This is a genomic window from Roseateles sp. T103, assembly GCF_057219915.1.
Window position 1 is genome coordinate 74,516 of the sequence record NZ_JBXVVS010000003.1, and the last position, 21,672, is coordinate 96,187.

The window sequence follows — 21,672 nt, forward strand, 5'->3', positions numbered from 1 at the left end:
ACGTCGCTCAGGCCGGTACCAGCTGCTGGATGCGCTTGGCCGGCAGTGCGTCGCCATAGAAGCGGAAGCCGCCCTGCAGTTCCGGTACGCGGCCGGCGATCAGCTCGGCCAGCGCGCGGCCGGAGCCGGCGCCATGCGTCCAGCCCAGCGTGCCGTGGCCGGCGTTGACCCACAGGTTCGCCGCCTTGGTGCTGCGGCCGATGTAGGGGATGTTGGTCGGCGTGCTGGGGCGCAGGCCGGTCCAGTAGTTGGGTTCGCTGGTGTCGGCCACGCCGGGGAAGAGCGCCTCGTAGCGGCGCACCAGCGCTGCGCAGCGCAGCTTGGCGGTGGGCGTGTCCAGGCGCGTATCCAGGCCGCTGAGCTCGGCGGTGCCGGCGATGCGGATGTGGTCGCCCAGGCGCGAGATGGCGATCTTGCGCGTGTCGTCGAGCAGGCTCACGACGCTGGCGGCCTCGGGCTTCTTCAGGCGCAGCGTGGCCGAGTAGCCCTTGGCCGGATAGATGTTCAGGCACTCGCCCAGCGGGCGCAGCAGTGCCGGCGTGTACGAAGCCATCGCGGCGACATAGGCATCGGCCTGCAGCGTGTAGCGGCGGCCGCCGTTGACTGCAGGGTCCTGCGGCGCAACGGTGACGCCGTCGATGCGGCCATTGCTGGCCTGCAGCTCCAGCACGTCATGGCCGTAGAGGAAGGTGGCGCCGCGCTCGGCGCACAGGCGCGCCAGCTTCTGTGTGAAGACACGCGCATCACCGGATTCGTCGCTGGGCGTGAAGGTGCCGCCATGGATATTGGGGCCGAAGGCGGCCAGCGCTGGCTCGACCTTGAGCACCTCGTCGCGGCTAAGGATTCGCCGGTCCACGCCATGGCGGCGCATGATCTCGGCGCCAGCGGCGCCGGCCTCGAAGTCGGCCGCGCTGGAGAAGAAGTGCAGGATGCCGCGCTCCAGGCGCTGGTACTCGATGCCGGTCTGCGCGACCAGGCTCTTCAGCGAGGCATGGCTGTAGGCGCCCAGCGCGACCAGCTGCGCGACATTGCGCTCGAAGGCAGCATCGCTGCACTGGCCGAGGAAGGACAGGCCCCAGCGCCATTGCGCCGGATCGAGGCGCGGGCGGAACAGCAGCGGCGAGTCGTCGCGCAGCAGCCATTTGGCGACCTTGAAGGGCGCTCCGGCATTGGCCCAGGGCTCGCAGAAGCTCACCGAGATCTGCGCGCCGTTGGCGAAGCTGGTCTCCAGCGCCGCGTCGTCCTGACGGTCGACGACGGTGACTTCATGGCCCTGCTCGAGCAGATACCAGGCGGTGCTCACGCCGATGATTCCGGCACCCAGGACAACGACACGCATCACAGCTCCTTGAAGGATCGAGGCAGAGAGATCAGGACGAGGAAGACGGCCCCGCGAGGGGTGTCAGCATCAGTTGCAGCGCGAGGCCGGCCATCAGCACAGCGATGCCGGCATCGATGGCGCGCCAGGCGGCCTGGCGCTTCAGCAGCGGTGCCAGCGCGGCGGCACCGAAGCCCAGCGCGCTGAACCACATCAGCGAGGCCAGCGCGGCGCCGGCGGCGAACAGCGGGCGCAGCGCTTCGGGCTGTTGCAGGCTCACCGTGCCGAGCAGCACCACCGTGTCCAGGTAGACATGCGGGTTCAGGTAGGTCATCGCCAGCGTGCTGCTCAGCACGGCGCCGAGCCCTGCCGCGCCGGCTGCGGCGCTCAGCATTGACTCACCGCGCCAGGCGCGCTGGCCGGCGCGCAGTGCATAGAGCAGCAGGAAGGCCGCGCCGCCCCAGCGGAACAGCTCGAGCAGCAGCGGGCTGCCGGCGATCAGTGCGCCCAGCCCGAACACGCCCAGCGCGATCAGCAGCGCGTCCGAGACGCTGCACAAGGCCACCACCGGCCCGACATGCTGGCGCAGCAGGCCCTGGCGCAGCACCAGCGCGTTCTGCGCGCCGATGGCCATGATCAGGCTGGCTCCGGTGAGCCAGCCCTGACTGAGGGCGTGGGTGCTGGGCAGGTCCATGATGGGGGCGTTCTTGTCCGCGGATTGTCGGCAGCGGCCCGGGCAAACATGAATTCGCATTCATATTTGTCGCGCTACATTAGTGCTGCTTATGAAAGACCTGGACGCAGCCGGACTCGATTGCCTCTCGGCCCTGGCCGACGAGCGCAGCTTCGAGCGCGCGGCGCAGCGGCTGTCGATCACACAGAGCGCGGTGTCGCAGCGCCTGCGCAGCCTGGAGGCGCAGGTGGGCCAGCTGCTGGTGGTGCGCTCGCGGCCGCTGCGCTTGACCGAGCCGGGCAAGGTGCTGTTGCGCTTTGCGCGCCAGCTGCAGGCACTGCGCGCCGACGTGGCGCGCGAGCTCGAGGTCAGCGCCAGCGCCAACGAGCGCATCGCCATCGCGGTGAATGCCGACAGCCTGGCCACCTGGGTGCTGCCGGCACTGGACCCGGTGGTGCAGCAGGGTCTGCGTGAGGGCTTCGGGCTGGAACTGGTCGTCGACGATCAGGACTTCACCCACGACTGGCTGCGCCAGGGCGAGGTGCTGGGCTGCGTGAGTACGGTGAAGCAGGCGCTGCGCGGCTGCCTGGTGCGGCCGCTGGGCCAGATGCGCTATGTGGCGGTGGCCAGTCCAGCCTTCCTGCGCGAGCATCTACCCGAGGGCCTGAACCCCGGAAACTTCGCGCACACGCCCTTTCTGGTGTTCAACCGCAAGGACGACACCCAGGTGCAATGGGTGGCCAAGGCCTTCGGCGTACGTGCCCCGCGCCTGCTGGAGCGCTACGTACCGTCGAGCGAGGCCTATGTGCGCGCGGTGCTGGCCGGCTGGGGCGCGGGCGTCGCGCCAGAGCTGCAGCTGCGTCCGCTGCTCGAGTCGGGCGAGCTGGTGGCGATACGGCCCGAGATCAGCATCGACGTGAGCCTGTACTGGCACCAGTGGAAGCTGCAGTCTGAACACGCGCCGGCGCCGGGTCGCGTGGCGCTGCTCGATCGCATCGGCCTGGCCCTGGCTGAAGGCGGGCGTCAGGCGCTGGCGGCGCCGTCGCGCTGATGCAGCCGCAAGTCGGCGGCAAAAAGCTGTATCGAATTGTTCGCCCTGCGCTGGCGTGAGTTTTTCCCAACTACACAGCGATTTACACGCAGTTCGGGGGTTCACTCCGACGAGGCTGCGCGCACACTTGAAGCGAACCCTTTGGCATCAAACCCCAGCCCGACGCGAGGTCCAACATGCGATTCGCTCCTGCCCTGCGCTTCTTCCGCAAGAGCCCCGTGACCGCTGTCGAGCACGATCCAGCTGATATGGGTACGGCCTTCGGCATGGAAGCCAGCCTGGAAGAGGGTGCTGACTTTCGCCCCAGCCAGCCGGGAGGCTATGAGCTTGAGTCCAAGCAGCGCGCCAGCGCCGGCGAAGCGGAGTCGCCGCTGGCCTGGCTGAGCAGGCGCAGCTGAGGCCGGGCACTGCAATGACAACGGGCGCCGCGGCGCCCGTTTCCATTTGGCTTGCTTGGTGTCGGTGTCGTCTCAGCGCACCAGCAGCACGGGGGTGTCGCAGTGAGCCATCACCTTGGTCGCGACCGAGCCCATCACCAGATTGCCCAGCGAGCTATGGCCATGCGAGCCCATGATGATGAGGTCGTACTTGCCCTTCTTGGCCATGCCGATCACGGCGTCGGCGGCGGGGCCCACCTTGGCCACGAACTCAGCCTGGATCTTCTGCTTGCCGAAGAAGGTGCGCACGGTCTTGAGCACCTTCTCGGCTTCGTCGTCGTAATAGCTCTTCAGCACGTCCTTGTCGAGCACCGCAGCAGCGCGCGGCGGCACCGCGGGCACGGCGTGCAACACCGTGTACTGATGCGTGCCACCCAGCCATTCATCGTGGGCGGCCAGGTAGGCCAGCATGCGCTTGGTGTAGCTGCTGCCATCCACCGGAACCAGGATCTTCATGAGTCGTCCTCCGTAGCTAATCGCAAATCGTTGCAGTGTCGCATCGTAGTGTCACATGGCGAGAGAGCCCATGCTTGACGGGCGTCAATCGAACACCTCGATCAAGCGCTGTCCGGCATGGCCCTGGGCCTCACCTTTGCGCTCATGCCCGCGTGCATTGCAGACGACGCGACAGCCATGCAGCAGGTAATCGTGTCGGCAATGCAGATGGCCGTGCAGCCACAGCCGTGCGCCGTGCATCAGTGCTTCGTCGTCGTTGCAGAAGCTGGCCGTGCCGGGCTGGCGGCCATAGCGCGGGTCGGCGCTCTTCAGGCTGGGCGCGAAGTGCGTGATGACCACCGTGGCGTCCCAATCCGCACTCTGCTCACCGCGCGCCAGCGCGCGTTCCAGGAAGTGGCGGCATTCCAGACCCAGGGCGCGCACGGCGGCAGCATCGAAGGGGCGACCAAGGCGGGTCGCTCCCATCACGCGCTGAAAGTAGCCGGCCGCCCGCATCGCACGCTCGCGCTCCGTGGCACCGAAGACGTCGAAGTCGCTCCAGCGTGTGCTGCCGACGAAGCGCACGCGCCGGCCCTGGCTGTCACTCAGCACCTGCTCGGCATCGTCGAGGACGATGAAGCCCAGCTGCTGCGCATGCGCGCGCAGCTCGATGCGGGCCCGGTCGATGTCGCGGCCGTCGTATTCGTGATTGCCGGGTACGAACAGCACCGGTACCGGCCAGTCGCGGAACAGATCCAGCCCCCGCCAGCCGCTGTCCACGTCGCCGGCCAGCACCAGCAGCTCGGCCTCGGCAGCGGGCGAAGGGCTGTAGGCCTCGGTTTCCAGATGTAGATCCGACAGCAGCTGCAGTCGCATCAGAAGGAAGTCAGTTCGCGCCGTGGCACTGCTTGTACTTGCGGCCCGAACCGCAAGGGCAGGGGTCGTTGCGGCCGACCTTGGGGCCTTCGCGGCGCAGGGTCTCGACCTTGTAGCGGTGCTCCTCGGTGAGATCGGCCAGGTCGGCCACCGTCATCACCAACTCTTCAATAGCGTCGTCCATGTCCTTGAGCGGATGCTCGCGGTCCAGTGTGGCGACGACCTCCTTCTCTTCCGGCGTCTCGGCGGGCAGATGCCGATACAGGCGCGCCAGCGCGGCCATCACCGCATCGTCCGGCAACTCGCTGAGCTCCGGGAAACACAGGCACGCATGCTGGAAGCCAGCGACCCAGGGCAGCAGGCCGCGCGAGATCGGGTTCAGTGCGGCGTAGTTGGGGTCCTGCTCGGACTCGGCGCTTTCGTCTTCGTCGGTTTCGGCCTCGAGGTCCAGCACCACCGGATCGAACCAGCCGTCCTCGACCAGCGCGCGGTTCAGCGCCTTGTGGCGGCGTTCGACCAGCTCGCGCACCCGTGCCAGCCATTTGGGGTCGGTGTCGTCCGGCAACACGCCGCCGTCGTAGTCGAAGATGTTGGGCAGCCACTCGTCGATGTCGATCAGACGCGGCTGCACGATCACGCCGCACAGATAGCCGTCCAGCATCGAGGCGTCCAGCGCCTGCAGCGGCGCGGGCGTGGTGGCAAGCAGTTCGTCGAGTTCGGCGAACTCGGCATCGGTCAGGTCGGCAGCAGCGGTACTCATGGCGCGATTGTCGCCTCGTTCGTCGCTGGCATGGCTTGGTGGGCGGCCTCGACGACCCGATCACGCATCCAGCGCTGCGCGCTGCGATCGTCGTTGCGCAGGTGCCAGAGCATGTCTACATGCACGCGCGACAGCGGCATCGGCAAGGGCCGCTCGACGATCTGCCCCTTGTAGCCTGTGGCTTCGACGAAGGAGGTGGGCAGCACGGTGAGCAGGTCCGATTGCGTGACCACGCGGCCCGCGGTGAAGAATTGGTTGACGGTGAGCACGATGCGTCGCGAGCGCCCCAGCGCCGCCAGCGCCTCGTCGACGAAGCCCTGCGGCCGACCGGAGAAGCTGACCAGCATGTGGCGCGCCGCGCAGTAGGTGTCCAGATCCATGGTCGCGTCCGCCAGCGGATGGCCCTGACGCATCACGCAGACGTAATCGCTCTCGTAGAGCCGGTGCTGGCGGATCAGCGCAGTGTCGCCCTGAGCCTTCAGCGCCGCCACTGCTCCCGGGAAGTAGCCCACCGCCATGTCGGCCTCGCCCTGCTCCAGCAGACTGCGCGGGTCGCGCGTGGTGAGCGGCAGCACATGCACGTTGGCCAGGGCAGCCTCGCGCTCCAGCCTGGCCACCAGCGGCGGTAGCAGCAGCGCGGCGGTGGCATCGGCCATCGCAATGCGGCAGGAAAAGGCCTCGCGCCCGGGCTCGAACTCGCCGGGTTCCAGCGCGTTGCGCAGCCGGTCCAGTGCTGCTCGCACGTCCGGCCAGAGGGCTTCGGCCCTGGACGTCGGCCGCATGCCGAAGGCCTCGCGGATGAACAGTTCCTCGCCGGTGGCTTCGCGCAACCGCTTCAGCGCGTGGCTGACGGCTGGCTGCGTCATCGCCAGGCGCTGCGCCGCACGGGTCATGCTGCGCTCCGCCATGACGGCGTCGAACACCCTCAGCAGGTTCAGGTCGAGTGTGCGGAAGTTCATGGTCGGGTCAGCTATGAACCATGTTTATATCTTGAATGCAGAGATTTCATTAGCGGGCGCATTAGGGCTAACCCCATACTTCGCGCCATCGACTCCACGAGAGTCGTTGCTGAGAGGAAAAGCACCATGAGTACCCTGACGTCCCACACCTTCGGTCTGCCGCTGCGCCGCAACATTCGTCATGGCGGTTCCTTCACGTCCATCGGCGCCCGTATCTGGCTGCATCTGATGACCCAGCTGAAGGCGCGCATGGCTCAATCCGCCGAGCGTCGTGCCGAACGCGAGATGCTGGCGCTGGCCAGCCGCTACGAGAGCAGCATGCCCTCCTTCGCCGCCGAACTGCGCGCTGCCAACGCGCGCCGCGACTGAGCGAGCGTCTGACCCTGCGGCGGCTGATGAAGCGCCGACCCTAAACGACAAAGCCCGCCATTGGCGGGCTTTTTGTCTTGGGTCGGTCGCCGCTGTGCCGGCGACCGAGGAGTGGGCGACTCACGTGCCCACCCGGCGAGGCTTACTCGGCGGCGAGCCGCTCCTCGATCTTCTTCATCGTCTGCGGCAGCTCGGCCGGCAGGTGGTAGGCCAGCTGCTCGAACAGCTCCTTGTGCAGGCCCAGTTCGGTCGCCCAGGCGGCCTTGTCGATCGCGGTGGCGGTGGCGAACTGCTCGCGCGTGAAGTCCAGGCCATCCCAGTTGATGTCCTCGTAGTTCGGCGTGACGCCGAACACATGCTCCTCGCCGTGGCCCTTGCCTTGCAGACGGTCCAGCATCCACTTCAGCACGCGCATGTTCTCGCTGTAGCCGGGCCAGACGAACTTGCCGTCGGCGCCCTTGCGGAACCAGTTGACGCAGAAGATCTTGGGCAGCGTGTGGCCAGCGGCCTCCATCTTCTTGCCCAGGTCCAGCCAGTGCTGGAAGTAGTCGCTCATGTTGTAGCCCATGAAGGGCAGCATGGCGAACGGATCGCGGCGCACCACGCCCTGCTGGCCGGCGGCCGCGGCGGTGGTCTCGGAGCCCATGGTGGCGGCCATGTAGACGCCTTCCACCCAGTCGCGTGCCTCGGTCACCAGCGGCACGGTCGTCGAGCGACGGCCGCCGAAGATGAAGGCGTCGATCGGCACGCCGGCGGGGTTGTCCCAGTCCACGTCCAGCGCCGGGTTGTTCACCGCCGAGACGGTGAAGCGGGCGTTCGGGTGGGCGGCCTTGGCGCCGGTCTGCTTGGCGATCTCGGGCGTCCAGTCATTGCCCTGCCAGTCGATCAGGTGTGCCGGCGGCGTGTCGGTCATCGACTCCCACCAGACGTCGCCATCGTCGGTCAGCGCGACGTTGGTGAAGATCACGTCCTTGTTCAGGCTGGCCATGCAGTTGTAGTTGGTCAGCGTGTTGGTGCCCGGAGCGACACCGAAGTAGCCGGCTTCCGGGTTGATCGCGTAGAGACGGCCGTCGGCATGCGGCTTGATCCAGGCGATGTCGTCACCGATGGTCGTGACCTTCCAGCCGTTGAAGGCCTTGGGCGGGATCAGCATCGAGAAGTTGGTCTTGCCGCAGGCGCTGGGGAAGGCGGCGGCGAAGTGGTACTTCTTGCCCTCGGGCGAGGTCACACCCAGGATCAGCATGTGCTCGGCCAGCCAGCCCTGGTCGCGGCCCATGGTCGAGGCGATACGCAGCGCGAAGCACTTCTTGCCCAGCAGCGCATTGCCGCCGTAGCCAGAACCGTAGGACCAGATCTCGCGCGTCTCGGGGTAGTGGACGATGTACTTGGTCTTGTTGCAGGGCCACTTGACGTCGGCCTGCCCCGGCTCCAGCGGCGCGCCGACGGTGTGCACGCAGGGCACGAAGTTGCCATCGGCACCCAGCACGTCCAGCACGGCCTTGCCCATGCGGGTCATGATGCGCATGTTCACGGCCACATAGGGGCTGTCAGACAGCTCCACGCCGATGTGGGCGATCGGCGAGCCGATCGGGCCCATGCTGAAGGGCACGACGTACAGCGTGCGGCCCTTCATGCTGCCCTTGAACAGCGCCGGCGTGCCGTCTTTCTGACCGGTCTGCAGCAGCGCGCGCATCTCGGCCGGGTCCATCCAGTTGTTGGTCGGGCCGGCGTCTTCCTTCTTCTGCGAGCAGATGAAGGTGCGGTCTTCCACGCGGGCCACATCGCTCGGATCCGAGCAGGCCAGGAAGCTGTTGGGACGCTTGACCGGGTTCAGGCGCTTGAAGGTGCCTGCCGCGACGAGCTGGTCGCACAGGCGGTCGTACTCGGCCTGGCTGCCGTCGCACCAGTAGACGTCGCGGGCTTCGGTCAGCGCGGCGATCTCGGCGACCCAGGCGATCAGACGCTGGTGCTTCACGTAAGCCGGCACATTCAGGCGCAGGCCTTCCATCACGGGTTGGTTCATGGCGTTCCCAGAAGTTTCAAAAAGTGGAATCGGGTCAGGCTCGGGCTCGCTGCTGCCGGGCCTGACCCGATTCCCCTTTGCCGTGGTGAGCCGATGCTGGCCCTTGCCGCGCCGGGGTCTGGCACGGTCCACGCCGGGGTCGCTCGATGGAGCGGGATGGGCATTGTCACGCCAATGTAATCCGGCGGTAACTGCCTCGAGCCGGGGGGATATGCAAAACTCTCATGAACTTATGCGCACTTGCGAGGGGTTTGTGCGGCACACGTCCCGCCGTCTGGGTGGCAATTCTGGGTCGGGTCGCCCAAGGCCAGCCGCTATGCTGTCAGCCGTCTAAAGCTCGCACTCCAAGCTGTGTCCGGCCGCGCGGCTTCGGACTCCTGTCATATGCATGAGTCGTCCTTCAGTCAGTTCGCGACCCTGTTGCTCATCTGCGCACTCGCCGGTGCAGTTTTCGTTAGGCTGCGTCAGCCGGTTCTGATCGCGTACATCGTTGTCGGCATCGCGGTGGGGCCGGCCGGTCTGGGTCTGGTGACTGCGCACGACCAGATCGACCTGCTCGCCCAGGTGGGCGTGGCGGTGCTGCTGTTCGCGGTCGGCCTGAAGCTGGACCTCAATCATGTCCGCCACATTGGCCCGGTCGCGCTGGCCACCGGGCTCGGTCAGCTGGCCTTCACCATCGTGATCGGCTTTGCGCTGATCCTGGCGCTGGGCAAGGACCTCATGGAGGCCTTGTACGTGGCGGTGGCGCTGACTTTCTCGAGCACCATCATCATCGTCAAGCTGCTCTCCGACAAGCGAGAGCTCGACAGCCTGCATGGCCGCATCGCGGTCGGGTTCCTGATCGTGCAGGACCTGGCGGTGGTGATTGCGATGATGGCGATGAGCGCCCTGCGCAGCAGCGCGGATGCCGGGGGCGAATCCTCCGGCTGGCTGGCCGTGCTGCTGTCGCTGTCCTGGCGGGTCGCGGCGGCGGCGGTGCTGCTCTTCGTGCTGATGCGCTGGGTACTGCCATTGCTGGTGGCGGCGATGGCGCGTTCGCAGGAGCTGCTGCTGGTGTTTGCCGTCGCCTGGGGCGTGGCGCTGGCTGCGCTGGGCGAGTGGGCCGGCTTCAGCAAGGAGGCGGGCGCCTTCCTGGCCGGCTTCTCGCTGGCCTCGACACCTTACCGTGAGGCAATGAATGCGCGGCTGACGGGCCTGCGCGACTTCCTGCTGCTGTTCTTCTTCATCGATCTCGGCGCCAAGCTCGACTTCTCGACCTTGGGTGCCGAGCTCGTGCCGGCGGTGGTGTTGTCGCTGTTTGTGCTGATCGGCAACCCGCTGATCGTGATGGCCATCATGGGCTTCATGGGCTACCGAAGGCGCACAGGCTTCATGGCAGGACTGACCGTGGCGCAGATCAGCGAGTTCTCCATCGTTTTCGTGGCCATGGGCATCACGCTGGGTCATGTGGGCGTTCAGGCGTTGGGGCTGACCACCCTGGTCGGGCTGGTGACGATCACTGTGTCGACCTACATGATCCTCTACGCACAGCCGCTCTACGAGCGCCTCGCGCCCTGGCTGAAGCCCTTTGAGCGCAAGCATCCCTTCCGCGAGATCGTGGCCCAGTCTCAGCAGGACAATGAGCGCAGCGCCCAGGTCATCGTCTTCGGCCTTGGTCGCTACGGCAGCCGGCTGTTCGAACAGCTGCGCGCCGACGGCGTGGCGGCGATCGGCGTCGATTTCGACCCCGAGGCGATAAGGGCGCTGAAGGCGCGCGGCCTGCCGGTGCTGTTCGGCGACGGCGAAGACCCGGAGTTCCTCGAGACGCTGCCGCTGCGACAGGTGCGCTGGGTGATCACCACCTTTCCGCAGTGGGAGTCCAACCGCGCGCTGTTGCATGCGCTGCAGGTGACCAGATACTCGGGGCATGTCGTGGGTGCGGTGCGCGACGCCGCCCACGGTCGAGCGCTGTCCGAGGCCGGGGTCGCGCTGGTACTCAACCCCTTCGACGATGCTGCCGACCATGCAGCGGCACGCCTGGCGCGTGACATCCGCACAGAGGAGACACCGACATGAGCCACCTCGGCCCCATCCTCGCCGCTACCGACTTCTCGGCGCCAGCTCGACATGCGGCAGACCGTGCCGCCCGACTGGCGCGTGAGACCGGTGCCGCGCTGACGTTGCTGCATGTGTTGCCCGGCGACGCGCTGCTGTCGCTGCGCCAGTGGCTGGGCGCGGGGCATGCGATGGAGGCGCATCTGCGCGACGAGGCGCAGCGTCAGCTAGCGGCACTGGCCGACGAGCTGCAGGCGAGCCGGCATGTCAGCGTCAGGGCGGTCAATGCCAGCGGTGCGGTGCTTGACGAGGTGCTGCGCGAGGCGGATGCGCTGGATGCCACCTTGCTGGTGCTGGGTGCGCGCGGTGCAGGCTTCATGCGCCGCCTGGTGCTGGGTTCGACTTCGGAGCGCCTGCTGCGCCGCACCGCCCGTCCGCTGCTGGTGGTGCGCCAGACTGCGCATGAGCCCTATCGGCGCGTGCTGGTGGCGCTGGACTTCTCGCCCTGGTCTGCCCGTGCCATCGAGCTGGCCCGCCGGGTGGCGCCGCATGCGCAACTGCTGCTCTTCAACGCCTATCAGGTGCCGTTCGAGGAGAAGCTGCATTTCGCCGGCGTCGACGCTGCCACCATCGAGCACTACCGGCGACACGCCCGCGCCGATGCGACGCAGCGTGTGCATGCGCTGGCCGCCGCCAACGGACTGAAGCCGGGCAGCTGGGAGCCCTGCATCGTCGAAGGTGATGCGTCGCAGCGCATCGTCGAGATGGAGCAGGAGCGGGACTGCGATCTGGTCGTGCTCGGCAAGCACGGCCAGTCTGTCACCGAGGAACTGCTGCTGGGTAGCGTCAGCAAGCATGTGCTCGCCGAGGGCGGCGTTGACGTGCTGGTCTCGACGGCGCGCGAGGGATGACGAGTTCGCCTGCAGCCCTGTTGCGCCTACTCGCCTGCCTTGCGCTGGCCGGCCTGGTCTATGCGGGCGCGCCGGAGCCCGCCGCGCTGCGCACCGGCCTGACGCTGTTCGTGCTGATCGGCGGTCTGTGGATGACCCAGGCCCTGCACCTGAGCGTGACCGCGTTGCTGGTGCCGCTGCTCGCGGTGCTGGCGGGTCTGATGGACCTGCGTGAGGCGCTGGCGCCGTTCGCTCATCCGGTCATCTTCCTCTTCCTGGGCGGATTTGCGCTGGCTGCCGCACTGCAGCGTCAAGGGCTGGACCGCAGCTTGGCCCTGGCAGTGCTGCGCCTGGCCGCGGGGCGCCGTGACGCCGCGGTGGCGCTGCTGTTCGCACTGACGGCTCTGCTGTCGATGTGGATCAGCAATACTGCCACCGCTGCGATGATGCTGCCGCTGGCGCTGGGCCTGCTGCACGAAGACGATGGACCGGCCGAGCGGGCCTTCGTGCTGCTGGGCGTGGCCTACAGCGCCAGCATTGGCGGCATCGGCACCTTGGTGGGCAGCCCACCCAACGCGATCGCTGCTGCACAGGCAGGCATCGGTTTTGCCGAGTGGATGCGCATCGGCATGCCGCTGGTGCTGCTGCTGCTGCCGCTGATGGCCGGTGTGCTGTTCCTGGTCTTGCGGCCGCGGCTCGGCGGCCGCGTGAGTGCGCCGCCGCCCGCAGGGGCTGCGCCGGGCTGGACCCGTGAGCAGCGCATCACCCTGCTCGTGTTCTGCCTGAGCGCCGCGGGCTGGATAGGTGCCGCGCCGCTGGGCAGGGCGCTGGGCATCGCGGCCGATCTGGACAGTGCCGTCGCGATCGCCGCCATCGTCGTGCTGGTGGCCAGCGGCGCGATCGGCTGGCCCGACATTGAGGCGCGCACGCAATGGGGCGTGCTGCTGCTGTTCGGCGGCGGGCTGGCGCTGAGCGCGGTGATGGCCAGCAGCGGTGCCAGCGGCTTCCTGGCCGGCCAGCTCACCGCCACCCTGCAGGGCGCGCCGACGCTAGTGCTGCTGCTGGGCGTGGTTGTCTTCGTCGTCTTCCTGACTGAGTTGGTCAGCAACACCGCGGCGGCGGCGCTGCTGGTGCCGGTCTTCCTGGGTGTGGCCGCGTCGCTGGACCTGCCGCCACAGCTCTTCGCGGCGGCGATCGCGGTGTCGGCCTCCTGCGCTTTCATGCTGCCTGTGGCGACGCCGCCCAATGCGATCGTCTACGCCACCGAGCAGGTGCCGCAGGCGACGATGATGCGCTGCGGGCTGGTGTTGAATCTGGTCTGCATCGCGGTGATCACGGCCGCGGTGACCCTGGTGTTCAAGTAATGGACCTGCACACGCTCGGTACCATGGCCGGTGGTCTGGGCCTGTTCCTGCTCGGCATGGGCCTGATGACCGATGGCCTGAAGCTGGCCGCCGGCGCCGGCCTGCACCGCATCCTGGCCGGCGCTACTCGCACGCGGGCCCATGCGCTGGGCTCCGGTGTGCTGGTGACAGCACTGGTGCAGTCGTCTAGCGCCGTCACTGTGGCGGCGATCGGTTTCGTCAACGCCGGTCTGCTGGCACTGGGCCCGGCGCTGTGGGTGCTGTTCGGGGCCAATGTCGGCACCACGATGACCGGCTGGATCGTGGCCCTGGTCGGGCTCAAGTTCAAGGTCGAGGCGTTGGCGATGCCCCTGGTGGGGCTTGGTGCGCTGCTGCGACTCACGGGCGAGGGGCGGCGCAGCGGCGCCATCGGCACTGCGCTGGCCGGTTTCGGCCTGCTGTTCATGGGCATCGCGCTGCTGCAGCAGGCTTTTGCAGGGCTGGCCGGGCAGATCAGCCTGCCGCAGGGCGACGGGCCGCTTGCGGTGCTGGCGCAGCTGGGCATAGGTGTGGTGATGACGGTGCTGATGCAGTCCTCCAGCGCCTCCATGGCCATCACCCTCACCGCGGCGCAAGGCGGGCTGATCGGCGCGCAGGGCGCCGCGGCGGTGGTCATTGGCGCCAATATCGGCACCACGGTGACGGCGCTGCTGGCGACCATAGGCGCGACGCCGAACGCCCGCCGCGCGGCCTCGGCGCACGTGCTGTTCAACCTGCTCACCGGCGCGGTGGCGCTGCTGCTGCTGCCCTGGCTCATCGGTGCCCTGGGGCTGGCGCGCGTGGCGCTGGGCCTGCCGCCCGACCCTGCGGCCAAGCTGGCGTTGTTCCACACCACCTTCAATCTGCTCGGCGTGCTGCTGATGTGGCCGCTGGCGCAGCGGCTGACGCACTGGCTGCAGCAGCGCTTTCGCGCCCGTGAGGAGGACGAGGCTCAGCCGCAGTTCCTCGACGACAACGTGTTGGCGGTGCCGGCGCTGGCGCTCGATGCGCTGGCGCGCGAGCTGGCGCGCACCGGGCAGCTGGCTCAGCGCATGACGCGCAGCGCACTGGCCGGTGCCGATGCTGCAGCGCTGAAGACCGATGCCGCGGTGCTGGCGAGTCTGGACACAGCGATCGAGCGCTTCGTCGAACGCCTGCGCAGCGCCTCGATGACGCGAGCTGCCAGCGCGCAGCTGGCCGCGCTGCTGCGCATCCTGCGCTACCACGAGAGCAGTGCCGAACAGGCTCTGGCAGGTGCCGCGCTGGCGCCGCTGCTCGGGGGCGATGCCGGACTGGTGGAGGCCGAGGGGGGCTTCGTCGCCGCGGCCGATGCGCTGGCGCAGGCCTGCGGTCCTGCCCGGGTGGCCGCGTCGGTGGACGCCGCGGACCTGGACGCCGCGCTGGCGCGCATGGAAGCCGGCTACGAACTGCTCAAGTCCGCGCTGCTGGCCGCGGGCGCCGAGGGCCGTCTGGCGCTGGATGCAATGGAACGCATGCTGCGCCGCTACAGCGCACTGCGGCGCGCTTGTCAGCAGCTGCACAAATCGCGGCGGCGCCTGCCGGCTGCAGGTCGGGCATGAGCTCCTTCCCGTCAGTCGGGCCATCTCTTGCTAGGCTGTCGCCATGATGATGAAACTGGACAGTGTCAACACCGCCAAGGCAGCCGCCTTGCTGATCGACGGCCGCATGGTGCACAGCGGCATCCGCAAGACCGCCACGGCGGGCCAGGTCGCTGTCGCCCCACTGGGCCTGGAGGGCGACGAGCAGGCGGATCTCACCGTGCACGGCGGTCTCAGCAAGGCCATCTATGCCTATCCGGGCGAGCACTATCCCTTCTGGCAGACCGTGCGGGCGCAGGCCAAGGCTGCCGTGTGGGGCGAGGCCCTGCCGCCTGGCAGCATGGGCGAGAACCTCACGCTCGCCGGGCTGCTCGAATCGCAGGTCTGGGTCGGCGATGTGCTGCGCTTTCCGGACTGCGAGCTGGTGGTCAGCGAGCCGCGCTTTCCCTGCTTCAAGTTCAACGCCGTGATGGGCTTCAAGCAGGCGGCCAAGCTGATGGGACAGAACGCCTGGTGCGGCTTTTATCTGGCCGTGCGCAAGCCGGGCAGCCTGGCGGCGGGCCAGGGCTTCGAACTGCTGCCGGGGCCGCGCGAGGTGGGCATTACCGAACTGTTCAGGGCGCGCATGCGCAAAGAGGGTTGATTGCGATGGGCTTGCCGACAACGCTTGATCGCCGCCGCTTGCTGTTGAAGCTCGCACCGGCCGGCCTGCTGGCGCCCTGTCTGGCAAGGGCCACTGCCGTGCCGGCCACGCCCAGCCAGGTGCTGCGTGTCGGCCCGGGCGAGCCGCTGCGCACGCTGGCAGCCGCGGCGCGCGCGGCCAGGCCCGGCGCGCTGATCGAGGTGCAGGCGGGCGACTATGTGGGCGATGTCGCGGTGTGGCGCCAGGACGAGATCACGCTGCGTGCGGTCGGCGGGCGCGTGCGCCTGCCTGCGGCGGGCGCGCATGCCGAGGGCAAAGGCATCTTCGTCACCACCGGCCGGCGCATCACCATCGAAGGCTTCGACTTCCTCGATGCCAAGGTGCCCGACACCGACGGCGCCGGCATCCGCCTGGAGCGCGGCAGCCTGACGGTGCGCGACTGCAGCTTCAGCCGCTGCGAGATGGGCCTGCAGACCAGCAACGACCCGACGGTGGAGCTGACGGTGGAGAACTGCGAGTTCTCGCACAGCCGTCGCCCCACCGGCAAGCCCGCGCACCTGCTCTATGTCGGCAGCATCGCGCGCGCCACGGTGCGCGGCAGCTACTTCCACCATGCGATGACGGGCCATCTGATCAAGAGCCGGGCGGCGCGCAGCCTGATCCTCTACAACCGGCTCACCGACGAGATCGGCGGCACCGCAAGCTACGAGCTGGAGTTTCCCGACGGTGGCGTTGCGGTGGCGATAGGCAACCTGATCCAGCAGGGCTCGCAGACCGAGAACCCCTTCATGGTGGCCTTCGGCGCCGAGGGCTACAAGCACGCCCGCAACGAGCTCTGGCTGGTGCACAACACCCTGGTGGACGACCGGCCCAGCGGCGGCAGCTACCTGCGCGTGGGCGCCGGGGCCGCGCGGGTGCGCGCGATCAACAACCTGCTGGTTGGCGGCGGGCGCTTCAGCACCGATGCCAACTGGGACGTGCGCAACAACCCGGCGGCCGACTGGGATGCGCTGGTGCGGGCCTCGCGCCAGGACTACACGCTCAAGCCCGACTCGCCGCTGCGCGGCCGGGCCATCGAGCCGGGGCCGGGTCCGGACGGACTGTCGCTGCGGCCGACCCACCAATACCAGCATCCGCGCGGCCTGCTGGCGCTGAGCGGCCTGCCCCGGCATCCGGGCGCGATCCAGCAGCCCTGAGCCGGCATGGCCGGCGGCCGGCTTCAGGCCAGCGCCGGATAGTCGGTGTAGCCGTGGGCATCGCCACCGTAGAAGGTGGCGCGCTCCGGCGCGTTCAGCGCCGCATTGAGCCGCAGGCGGCGCACCAGGTCCGGGTTGCCGATGAAGTCGCGGCCGAAGGACACCGCGTCGGCGCGGCCCTCGGCCACCGCCGCCAGCGCCATCTCGCGGCTGTAGCCGTTGTTGGCGATATAGGGTGCGTTCAGCCGGGCGCGCAGCGCGGCGTAGTCGAAGGGCGCCACATCGCGCGGCCCGCCGGTCTGGCCCTCGATCACATGCACGAAGGCCAGCTTCAATGGGGCCAGCTGCTCGGCCAGATGATTGAACAGCGCCTGCGGATCGCTGTCCTGGCCGATGTCGTTGACCGGCGTCACCGGGCTGATGCGGATGCCGGTGCGGCCGGCGCCGATGGCCTGGGCGATCGCCGTCATCACCTCGACGGTGAGGCGGCAGCGGTTCGCGATCGAGCCGCCGTAGGCATCGCTGCGGTCATTGACGCTGTCGCGCTGGAACTGGTCGAGCAGATAGCCATTGGCGGCGTGCACCTCCACCGCGTCGAAGCCGGCCTCCATCGCGCAGCGCGCGGCGTGCACATAGGCGGCCACCAGCCCCGGCAGCTCGTCGGTGCGCAGCGCGCGCGGCGCCGAGACGGGGATGAAGCCCTGGGCATTGAAAGTCTTGGTGTTGGCCGGCCTGGCGGTCGACGACACCGGCGCCGCGCCGCCTGGCTGGAAATCGCTGTGCGAGATGCGGCCCACATGCCAGAGCTGCACCGCGATCTTGCCGCCCGCGGCATGCACCGCGTCGGTCACGCGGCGCCAGGCCTGCACCTGCTCGGGCGTGTGGATGCCGGGGGTGTCCAGATAGCCCTGGCCCTCGGCGCAGACTTGCGCGCCCTCGCTGACGATCAGGCCGGCGCTGGCGCGCTGGCGGTAGTACTCGACGGCCAGCTCGCCGGGCAGCAGGCCGCGCGAGCGGCTGCGCGTCAGCGGGGCCATGACGATGCGATTGGCGAGTGCGACATCGCCGAACTGGACGGGATCGAAGAGGGAGGGCATGGCAGGAACGCGAGAGTGAGGACAAGGCCGGCCCTGGGGCCGGGCCGCCAGCATAGCGAGCGTGGCATGCGGCCGCCGTCCGGCACGCGACAGCGCACGCTACAGTGCGCACCATGCTTGCCTATCGCCACGCCTTCCATGCCGGCAACCACGCCGATGTCCTCAAGCACCTGGTGCTCGCCCGGGTGCTTCGCTACATGGCCGAGAAGGACAAGCCCTACACGCTGGTGGACACGCATGCCGGCGCCGGCGGCTATTCCATCGAGGGCCGCTATGCGCAGAAGAAGGGCGAATACGCCAGCGGCATCGCACGCCTGTACGACCGCAAGGACCTGCCCGCGCCGCTGGCCGACTATGTGGACCTGGTGCGCCAGTTCAATACCGACGGCCAGCTGCGCCAGTACCCCGGCTCGCCGGCCATCGCCAATCTGCTGATGCGCGAGCCCGATCGCCTGCGCTGCTACGAGCTGCACCCCACCGATTACCGCATCCTCGAGTCCTATCTCTCGACCCGCGCCAACACCCAGGTCAGCGACAAGGACGGCTTCAGCTCGCTGAAGGCCGAGCTGCCGCCGCCGGGCTCGCGCCGCGCGGTGGTGCTGATGGACCCGCCCTACGAGATCAAGACCGACTACGCGAAAGTCGTCGCCGCGCTGCGCGAAGGCCTGCAGCGCTTCGCCGAGGGTGTGTACCTGATCTGGTACCCGCAGCTCGCGCTGCTGGAATCCAGCCAGCTCGCCGGCCGGCTCAAAGCCGCCGCCGATGCCGGCGCCAAGAAGGGCTGGCTGCATGTGCGTCTGACCGTCGCACAGGCTGACGAGCGTGGCTTCGGCATGCTGGGCAGCGGCATGTTCGTCGTCAACCCGCCGTTCACGCTGCACGAGGAACTGCAGCAGTGTCTGCCCTATCTGGTCGAGCAGCTCGGCCAGTACGACGGCGCGAACTTCGTGCTGGAGCAACGCGCGGCCTGACGACGACGATGATGATGAGCACGCCAGAGAACGCAGGGCCGCTTGCAGGGCTGAAGGTGCTGGAGCTGGGCCAGCTGATCGCCGGCCCCTTCGCTGGCAAGACGCTGGGCGACTTCGGCGCCGAGGTCATCAAGGTCGAGCCGCCGGGCAGCGGCGACCCGCTGCGCCAGTGGCGCCTGCTGCACCAGGGCGAGAGCGTCTGGTGGCAGGTGCAGAGTCGCAACAAGAAGAGCGTCACGCTGGACCTGCGCGAGGAGGCCGACCGCGCCATCGCGCGCCAGCTGGCCGCCGAGGCCGACGTGCTGATCGAGAACTTCCGCCCCGGCCTGATGGAAGACTGGGGCATGGGCTACGAGACGCTCGCCGCCGCCAACCCGCGCCTGATCATGCTGCGCATCAGCGGCTTCGGGCAGACCGGCCCGTATCGCGACCTGCCCGGCTTCGCCGTGGTGGCCGAGGCCATGGGCGGCTTGCGCCACCTGATGGGCGAGCCCGGCCGGCCGCCGGTGCGCGCTGGCGTCAGCCTGGGCGACACGCTGGCCGCGCTGCATGGCGTGATCGGCGTGCTGCTGGCGCTGCAGGCGCGCCAGCGCACCGGCCGCGGCCAGGTGGTGGACGTGGCGCTGTACGAATCGGTCTTCAACTGCATGGAATCGCTACTGCCGGAGTTCAGCGCCTTCGGCGCGGTGCGCGAGCCCGCCGGCTCGGCGCTGCCTGGCATCGCGCCCAGCAACGCGTATCGCTGCGCCGACGGCCAGGTGGTGATCGGCGGCAACGGCGACTCGATCTTCAAGCGCCTGATGAGCGCCATCGGCCGCGACGACCTGGGGCAAGACCCGCTACTTTCCGGCAACGCCGGCCGCGCCGCGCGCGTCGACGAGCTCGACGCCGCCATCACCGCCTGGACCGTGCAGCGCCCGGTGGCCGAGGTGGTCGCCACGCTGCAGGCCGCGCGTGTGCCAGTGGGCCGCATCTATACCGCCAAGGACATCGCCGAAGACCCGCACTACCGCGCGAGAGGCATGATCGAGCACATCGTCACCGCGTCGGGGCTGGAACTCGACGTGCCGGGCATCGTGCCCAAGCTCAGCGAGACGCCGGGGGCGATCAGGACGCTGGCGCCGCGCTTGGGGGAGAGCAATGGGGAAGTGCTGGGGCGCCTGGCTCGCCGAGGCGACGCCTAAGCTCCTGACGTAGCGGCGGCGCGCGATGTGCGGCGCGCCGCTAGGCAGGCTCAGACAGCCTTGAGCACCGCCTCGATGAACCTTGCCTTCTCCTCGCGGTAGCGATCCTCGCCCGCCGGGGCGAAATCGGTCTTGAGCTGGTTGTAGCGCTCGACCAATGCAGGATCGGCGCGAAGCGCGTCGCGGAACTGCATGAAGAACTCGAAGCGTGAGCCGGCCGCCACGACCTGCAGCGCCGTGTCGAGGTCGCTGCGAGGTGACACCAGCATGCAGAGTTCGGCGGTGCGCAGCGTGCCATTCTTGATCGCATAGCCCACGGTCTGCAGCACCTGCACGGCGGATGAGTGATCCTCCGGAGCGACCACGACGCAGATGTCCAGATCGCCCTTCGAGACGGCACCGGGGATGGATGACGCGCCAATGTGTTCGATGCGCGCCAGCGGCAGCAAGCAGCGGACTTGGCCGGCCACCTCGGCGAAGATCTCATGTGCCTGGGGCTGGTACTCGGAGGCCTGGAGGATCTTCACCGTCGCTCCACCACCAAGGGCCGCAACGGCCCTAGTGCGCTCCTGAGCTGCTCCGCCGCTGCGCTCGCCTGCTCGCGGCTGGCATAGGGCCCGGCCTGCAGCCGATGCAGCGCCTGCTCGCGTACGACGGTGAGCAGCGGGCTAAAAGCTTCGGCCCGCTGCACCACCTGCTCGCGCAGCTTCTCGGCACCGTCGAGTCTGCTGAATGCGCCGAGCTGCACCCAGAAGCCGGGGGCGATCTTGGCCTGGGTCTGCGGCACCGGCGCCGCCGCGGCGCCCGCGTCGGTGGCGGCCGCTGCTGCGCTCGGGGCCGGCCTCTGCATATCCGGCGCGGCGCCATTGAGCAGCGCCGCGGGGTCAGGTCTTGCTACCGCTGCTGCCGCCGCCTCGCCGCTACCGCCCCGCATGGTCTGCGTGGTGCTGCGCTCCGGCGCGCCATTGGCGCTGCTGGCGACGAACACCGGCGGCGGCTCCTGCGGTTCGCTGCCCAGCCCCGGCGGCGCCTCGCGCCCGCGCAGCCAGGCGCCGGTGCGGATGTCCTCGAAGGTGATGCGTTCCACCTCCACCGGCGCCACGCCGCGCAGCAGGTCCAGCTTCAGCGCGGCGGTGTAGCTCAGGTCGATGATGCGGCCGCTGTGGAAGGGGCCGCGGTCGTTGATGCGCACGATGACTTCGCGCTCATTGGCCGGGTTGCGCACCCGCGCATAGCTGGGGATGGGCATGGTCGGGTGCGCGGCGGTCATCGCATACATGTTGTAGACCTCGCCGCTGGAGGTGGGCCGGCCGTGGAACTTGCGGCCGTACCAGGAGGCCAGGCCGCGCTCCACCAGCGGCACGTCGCCGGTCAGCGGCTCGTAACGCTTGCCCATCACTTCGTAGGGCTTGTTGGGCCCGCCCTTGCGCTGCGGCTCGATGCGCGGCGTGGCGTCGGGCACGCGGTGCAATTCGGGCGGCGGGTTGGTGCCGGGGCCGTCGCGGTCGTAGGGGAAGGGCGCCGGAGCAGGCGCGGGGGCGCGGGTCGGCGTGGTGCTGGTCGTCGAGCAGCCGGCCAGCAGCGCGGCCAGCGTTGCCGCGGCGGCAGCTGCCGTGCTGCGCGCAGCCGGCCGCGCCGTCTTGTCTGCTTGGCTGCCCTTGGTGCTCATCGGCGCGATGGTAGCCGCGCAGCGCACAAGCTCGGTAATCGCCACAGCATCGCGGCGCCTGCCTGCGCTTATGCTCGGCCAGCCAACTCCGCGTTGTTTCACAACTCCGCGTTGTTTCACAACTCCACTGAGCGAGACCCTAGCCC

The 21,672-nt window shown here is 68.8% G+C and carries 21 protein-coding genes; 11 read left to right on the top strand and 10 right to left on the bottom strand.

Annotation, left to right across the window (positions count from 1 at the left end; all coding sequences use genetic code 11):
• Positions 1–7: 7 nt before the first annotated feature.
• Entirely contained in the window at positions 8–1,339 is a 1,332-nt protein-coding gene (locus tag AC2EBS_RS10575; RefSeq protein WP_484728383.1) for a D-amino acid dehydrogenase, read from the bottom strand.
• 31 nt (positions 1,340–1,370) lie between these two features.
• Positions 1,371–2,012 (bottom strand): LysE/ArgO family amino acid transporter, encoded by a 642-nt coding sequence (locus tag AC2EBS_RS10580; RefSeq protein WP_484728384.1) that lies wholly within the window; start codon positions 2,010–2,012, stop codon positions 1,371–1,373.
• A 91-nt stretch (positions 2,013–2,103) separates the two neighbouring features.
• Here AC2EBS_RS10580 and AC2EBS_RS10585 point away from each other — a divergent pair, with 91 nt between their 5' ends.
• Both AC2EBS_RS10585 and AC2EBS_RS10590 read left to right on the top strand, forming a co-directional pair.
• Positions 2,104–3,042: a LysR family transcriptional regulator ArgP gene (locus tag AC2EBS_RS10585; RefSeq protein ID WP_484728385.1), complete on the top strand. Its 939-nt coding sequence runs from the start codon at positions 2,104–2,106 to the stop codon at positions 3,040–3,042.
• Between the two features lie 176 nt (positions 3,043–3,218).
• Complete coding sequence (locus AC2EBS_RS10590; RefSeq protein WP_484728386.1) at positions 3,219–3,440, top strand: hypothetical protein; 222 nt, start codon at positions 3,219–3,221, stop codon at positions 3,438–3,440.
• Between the two features lie 72 nt (positions 3,441–3,512).
• On the opposite strand, the gene AC2EBS_RS10595 is transcribed toward AC2EBS_RS10590, so the two are convergent.
• From AC2EBS_RS10595 to AC2EBS_RS10610, 4 genes are all read right to left on the bottom strand, one after another.
• Positions 3,513–3,935, bottom strand: a complete 423-nt coding sequence (locus tag AC2EBS_RS10595; protein WP_484728387.1) for a universal stress protein — start codon at positions 3,933–3,935, stop codon at positions 3,513–3,515.
• Positions 3,936–4,019: 84 nt separating this feature from the next.
• Positions 4,020–4,790: a metallophosphoesterase gene (locus tag AC2EBS_RS10600; RefSeq protein WP_484728388.1), complete on the bottom strand. Its 771-nt coding sequence runs from the start codon at positions 4,788–4,790 to the stop codon at positions 4,020–4,022.
• 10 nt (positions 4,791–4,800) lie between these two features.
• Positions 4,801–5,550 (bottom strand): UPF0149 family protein, encoded by a 750-nt coding sequence (locus AC2EBS_RS10605; protein WP_484728389.1) that lies wholly within the window; start codon positions 5,548–5,550, stop codon positions 4,801–4,803.
• Positions 5,547–6,509 carry a LysR family transcriptional regulator gene (locus AC2EBS_RS10610; RefSeq protein WP_484728390.1) on the bottom strand — a complete coding sequence of 321 codons (963 nt, stop codon included), beginning with the start codon at positions 6,507–6,509 and terminating at the stop codon, positions 5,547–5,549. The genes AC2EBS_RS10605 and AC2EBS_RS10610 overlap by 4 nt, the downstream gene beginning before the upstream one ends.
• Before the next feature lie 126 nt (positions 6,510–6,635).
• Between AC2EBS_RS10610 and AC2EBS_RS10615 the strand changes: the two genes are divergently transcribed.
• Positions 6,636–6,878, top strand: coding sequence for a hypothetical protein (locus AC2EBS_RS10615; RefSeq protein ID WP_484728391.1), 243 nt, complete (start codon positions 6,636–6,638; stop codon positions 6,876–6,878).
• Positions 6,879–7,020: 142 nt separating this feature from the next.
• On the opposite strand, the gene AC2EBS_RS10620 is transcribed toward AC2EBS_RS10615, so the two are convergent.
• Positions 7,021–8,901, bottom strand: a complete 1,881-nt coding sequence (locus AC2EBS_RS10620) for a phosphoenolpyruvate carboxykinase (GTP) (RefSeq protein ID WP_484728392.1) — start codon at positions 8,899–8,901, stop codon at positions 7,021–7,023.
• 384 nt (positions 8,902–9,285) lie between these two features.
• Between AC2EBS_RS10620 and AC2EBS_RS10625 the strand changes: the two genes are divergently transcribed.
• From AC2EBS_RS10625 to AC2EBS_RS10650, 6 genes are read left to right on the top strand one after another with little or no spacing between them, the layout of a single operon-like run.
• Complete coding sequence (locus tag AC2EBS_RS10625) at positions 9,286–10,956, top strand: cation:proton antiporter (protein WP_484728393.1); 1,671 nt, start codon at positions 9,286–9,288, stop codon at positions 10,954–10,956.
• The gene (locus tag AC2EBS_RS10630) at positions 10,953–11,846 is read left to right on the top strand and encodes a universal stress protein (protein ID WP_484728394.1); all 894 of its coding nucleotides are present in this window, start codon (positions 10,953–10,955) and stop codon (positions 11,844–11,846) included. The genes AC2EBS_RS10625 and AC2EBS_RS10630 overlap by 4 nt, the downstream gene beginning before the upstream one ends.
• The gene (locus tag AC2EBS_RS10635; RefSeq protein WP_484728395.1) at positions 11,843–13,189 is read left to right on the top strand and encodes an SLC13 family permease; all 1,347 of its coding nucleotides are present in this window, start codon (positions 11,843–11,845) and stop codon (positions 13,187–13,189) included. The genes AC2EBS_RS10630 and AC2EBS_RS10635 overlap by 4 nt, the downstream gene beginning before the upstream one ends.
• The gene (locus AC2EBS_RS10640) at positions 13,189–14,787 is read left to right on the top strand and encodes a Na/Pi cotransporter family protein (RefSeq protein WP_484728396.1); all 1,599 of its coding nucleotides are present in this window, start codon (positions 13,189–13,191) and stop codon (positions 14,785–14,787) included. The genes AC2EBS_RS10635 and AC2EBS_RS10640 overlap by 1 nt, the downstream gene beginning before the upstream one ends.
• 49 nt (positions 14,788–14,836) lie before the next feature.
• Positions 14,837–15,409, top strand: coding sequence for an MOSC domain-containing protein (locus tag AC2EBS_RS10645; RefSeq protein WP_484728743.1), 573 nt, complete (start codon positions 14,837–14,839; stop codon positions 15,407–15,409).
• Between the two features lie 38 nt (positions 15,410–15,447).
• Positions 15,448–16,605, top strand: a complete 1,158-nt coding sequence (locus AC2EBS_RS10650; RefSeq protein WP_484728397.1) for a right-handed parallel beta-helix repeat-containing protein — start codon at positions 15,448–15,450, stop codon at positions 16,603–16,605.
• A 23-nt stretch (positions 16,606–16,628) separates the two neighbouring features.
• On the opposite strand, the gene AC2EBS_RS10655 is transcribed toward AC2EBS_RS10650, so the two are convergent.
• Positions 16,629–17,702 (bottom strand): alkene reductase, encoded by a 1,074-nt coding sequence (locus AC2EBS_RS10655; RefSeq protein WP_484728398.1) that lies wholly within the window; start codon positions 17,700–17,702, stop codon positions 16,629–16,631.
• A gap of 113 nt (positions 17,703–17,815) precedes the next feature.
• On the opposite strand from AC2EBS_RS10655, the gene AC2EBS_RS10660 reads away from it, so the two are divergent.
• Entirely contained in the window at positions 17,816–18,673 is an 858-nt protein-coding gene (locus AC2EBS_RS10660; RefSeq protein WP_484728399.1) for a 23S rRNA (adenine(2030)-N(6))-methyltransferase RlmJ, read from the top strand.
• Between the two features lie 14 nt (positions 18,674–18,687).
• Positions 18,688–19,857: a CaiB/BaiF CoA transferase family protein gene (locus AC2EBS_RS10665; protein ID WP_484728744.1), complete on the top strand. Its 1,170-nt coding sequence runs from the start codon at positions 18,688–18,690 to the stop codon at positions 19,855–19,857.
• Between the two features lie 50 nt (positions 19,858–19,907).
• On the opposite strand, the gene AC2EBS_RS10670 is transcribed toward AC2EBS_RS10665, so the two are convergent.
• Both AC2EBS_RS10670 and AC2EBS_RS10675 read right to left on the bottom strand, forming a co-directional pair.
• Complete coding sequence (locus AC2EBS_RS10670; protein ID WP_484728400.1) at positions 19,908–20,384, bottom strand: GrpB family protein; 477 nt, start codon at positions 20,382–20,384, stop codon at positions 19,908–19,910.
• The gene (locus AC2EBS_RS10675) at positions 20,381–21,526 is read right to left on the bottom strand and encodes a septal ring lytic transglycosylase RlpA family protein (protein ID WP_484728401.1); all 1,146 of its coding nucleotides are present in this window, start codon (positions 21,524–21,526) and stop codon (positions 20,381–20,383) included. The genes AC2EBS_RS10670 and AC2EBS_RS10675 overlap by 4 nt, the downstream gene beginning before the upstream one ends.
• Between the last annotated feature and the right edge of the window lie 146 nt (positions 21,527–21,672).

Coding starts and splice junctions, on each gene's coding strand:
- AC2EBS_RS10630 (WP_484728394.1), top strand. CDS start 10,953: ATGAGCCACCTCGGCCCCATCCTCGCCGCTACCGACTTCTCGGCGCCA.
- AC2EBS_RS10615 (WP_484728391.1), top strand. CDS start 6,636: ATGAGTACCCTGACGTCCCACACCTTCGGTCTGCCGCTGCGCCGCAAC.
- AC2EBS_RS10625 (WP_484728393.1), top strand. CDS start 9,286: ATGCATGAGTCGTCCTTCAGTCAGTTCGCGACCCTGTTGCTCATCTGC.
- AC2EBS_RS10640 (WP_484728396.1), top strand. CDS start 13,189: ATGGACCTGCACACGCTCGGTACCATGGCCGGTGGTCTGGGCCTGTTC.
- AC2EBS_RS10575 (WP_484728383.1), bottom strand. CDS start 1,339: ATGCGTGTCGTTGTCCTGGGTGCCGGAATCATCGGCGTGAGCACCGCC.
- AC2EBS_RS10595 (WP_484728387.1), bottom strand. CDS start 3,935: ATGAAGATCCTGGTTCCGGTGGATGGCAGCAGCTACACCAAGCGCATG.
- AC2EBS_RS10580 (WP_484728384.1), bottom strand. CDS start 2,012: ATGGACCTGCCCAGCACCCACGCCCTCAGTCAGGGCTGGCTCACCGGA.
- AC2EBS_RS10645 (WP_484728743.1), top strand. CDS start 14,837: ATGAAACTGGACAGTGTCAACACCGCCAAGGCAGCCGCCTTGCTGATC.
- AC2EBS_RS10600 (WP_484728388.1), bottom strand. CDS start 4,790: ATGCGACTGCAGCTGCTGTCGGATCTACATCTGGAAACCGAGGCCTAC.
- AC2EBS_RS10605 (WP_484728389.1), bottom strand. CDS start 5,550: ATGAGTACCGCTGCTGCCGACCTGACCGATGCCGAGTTCGCCGAACTC.
- AC2EBS_RS10590 (WP_484728386.1), top strand. CDS start 3,219: ATGCGATTCGCTCCTGCCCTGCGCTTCTTCCGCAAGAGCCCCGTGACC.
- AC2EBS_RS10610 (WP_484728390.1), bottom strand. CDS start 6,509: ATGAACTTCCGCACACTCGACCTGAACCTGCTGAGGGTGTTCGACGCC.
- AC2EBS_RS10675 (WP_484728401.1), bottom strand. CDS start 21,526: ATGAGCACCAAGGGCAGCCAAGCAGACAAGACGGCGCGGCCGGCTGCG.
- AC2EBS_RS10655 (WP_484728398.1), bottom strand. CDS start 17,702: ATGCCCTCCCTCTTCGATCCCGTCCAGTTCGGCGATGTCGCACTCGCC.
- AC2EBS_RS10635 (WP_484728395.1), top strand. CDS start 11,843: ATGACGAGTTCGCCTGCAGCCCTGTTGCGCCTACTCGCCTGCCTTGCG.
- AC2EBS_RS10620 (WP_484728392.1), bottom strand. CDS start 8,901: ATGAACCAACCCGTGATGGAAGGCCTGCGCCTGAATGTGCCGGCTTAC.
- AC2EBS_RS10585 (WP_484728385.1), top strand. CDS start 2,104: ATGAAAGACCTGGACGCAGCCGGACTCGATTGCCTCTCGGCCCTGGCC.
- AC2EBS_RS10660 (WP_484728399.1), top strand. CDS start 17,816: ATGCTTGCCTATCGCCACGCCTTCCATGCCGGCAACCACGCCGATGTC.
- AC2EBS_RS10665 (WP_484728744.1), top strand. CDS start 18,688: ATGAGCACGCCAGAGAACGCAGGGCCGCTTGCAGGGCTGAAGGTGCTG.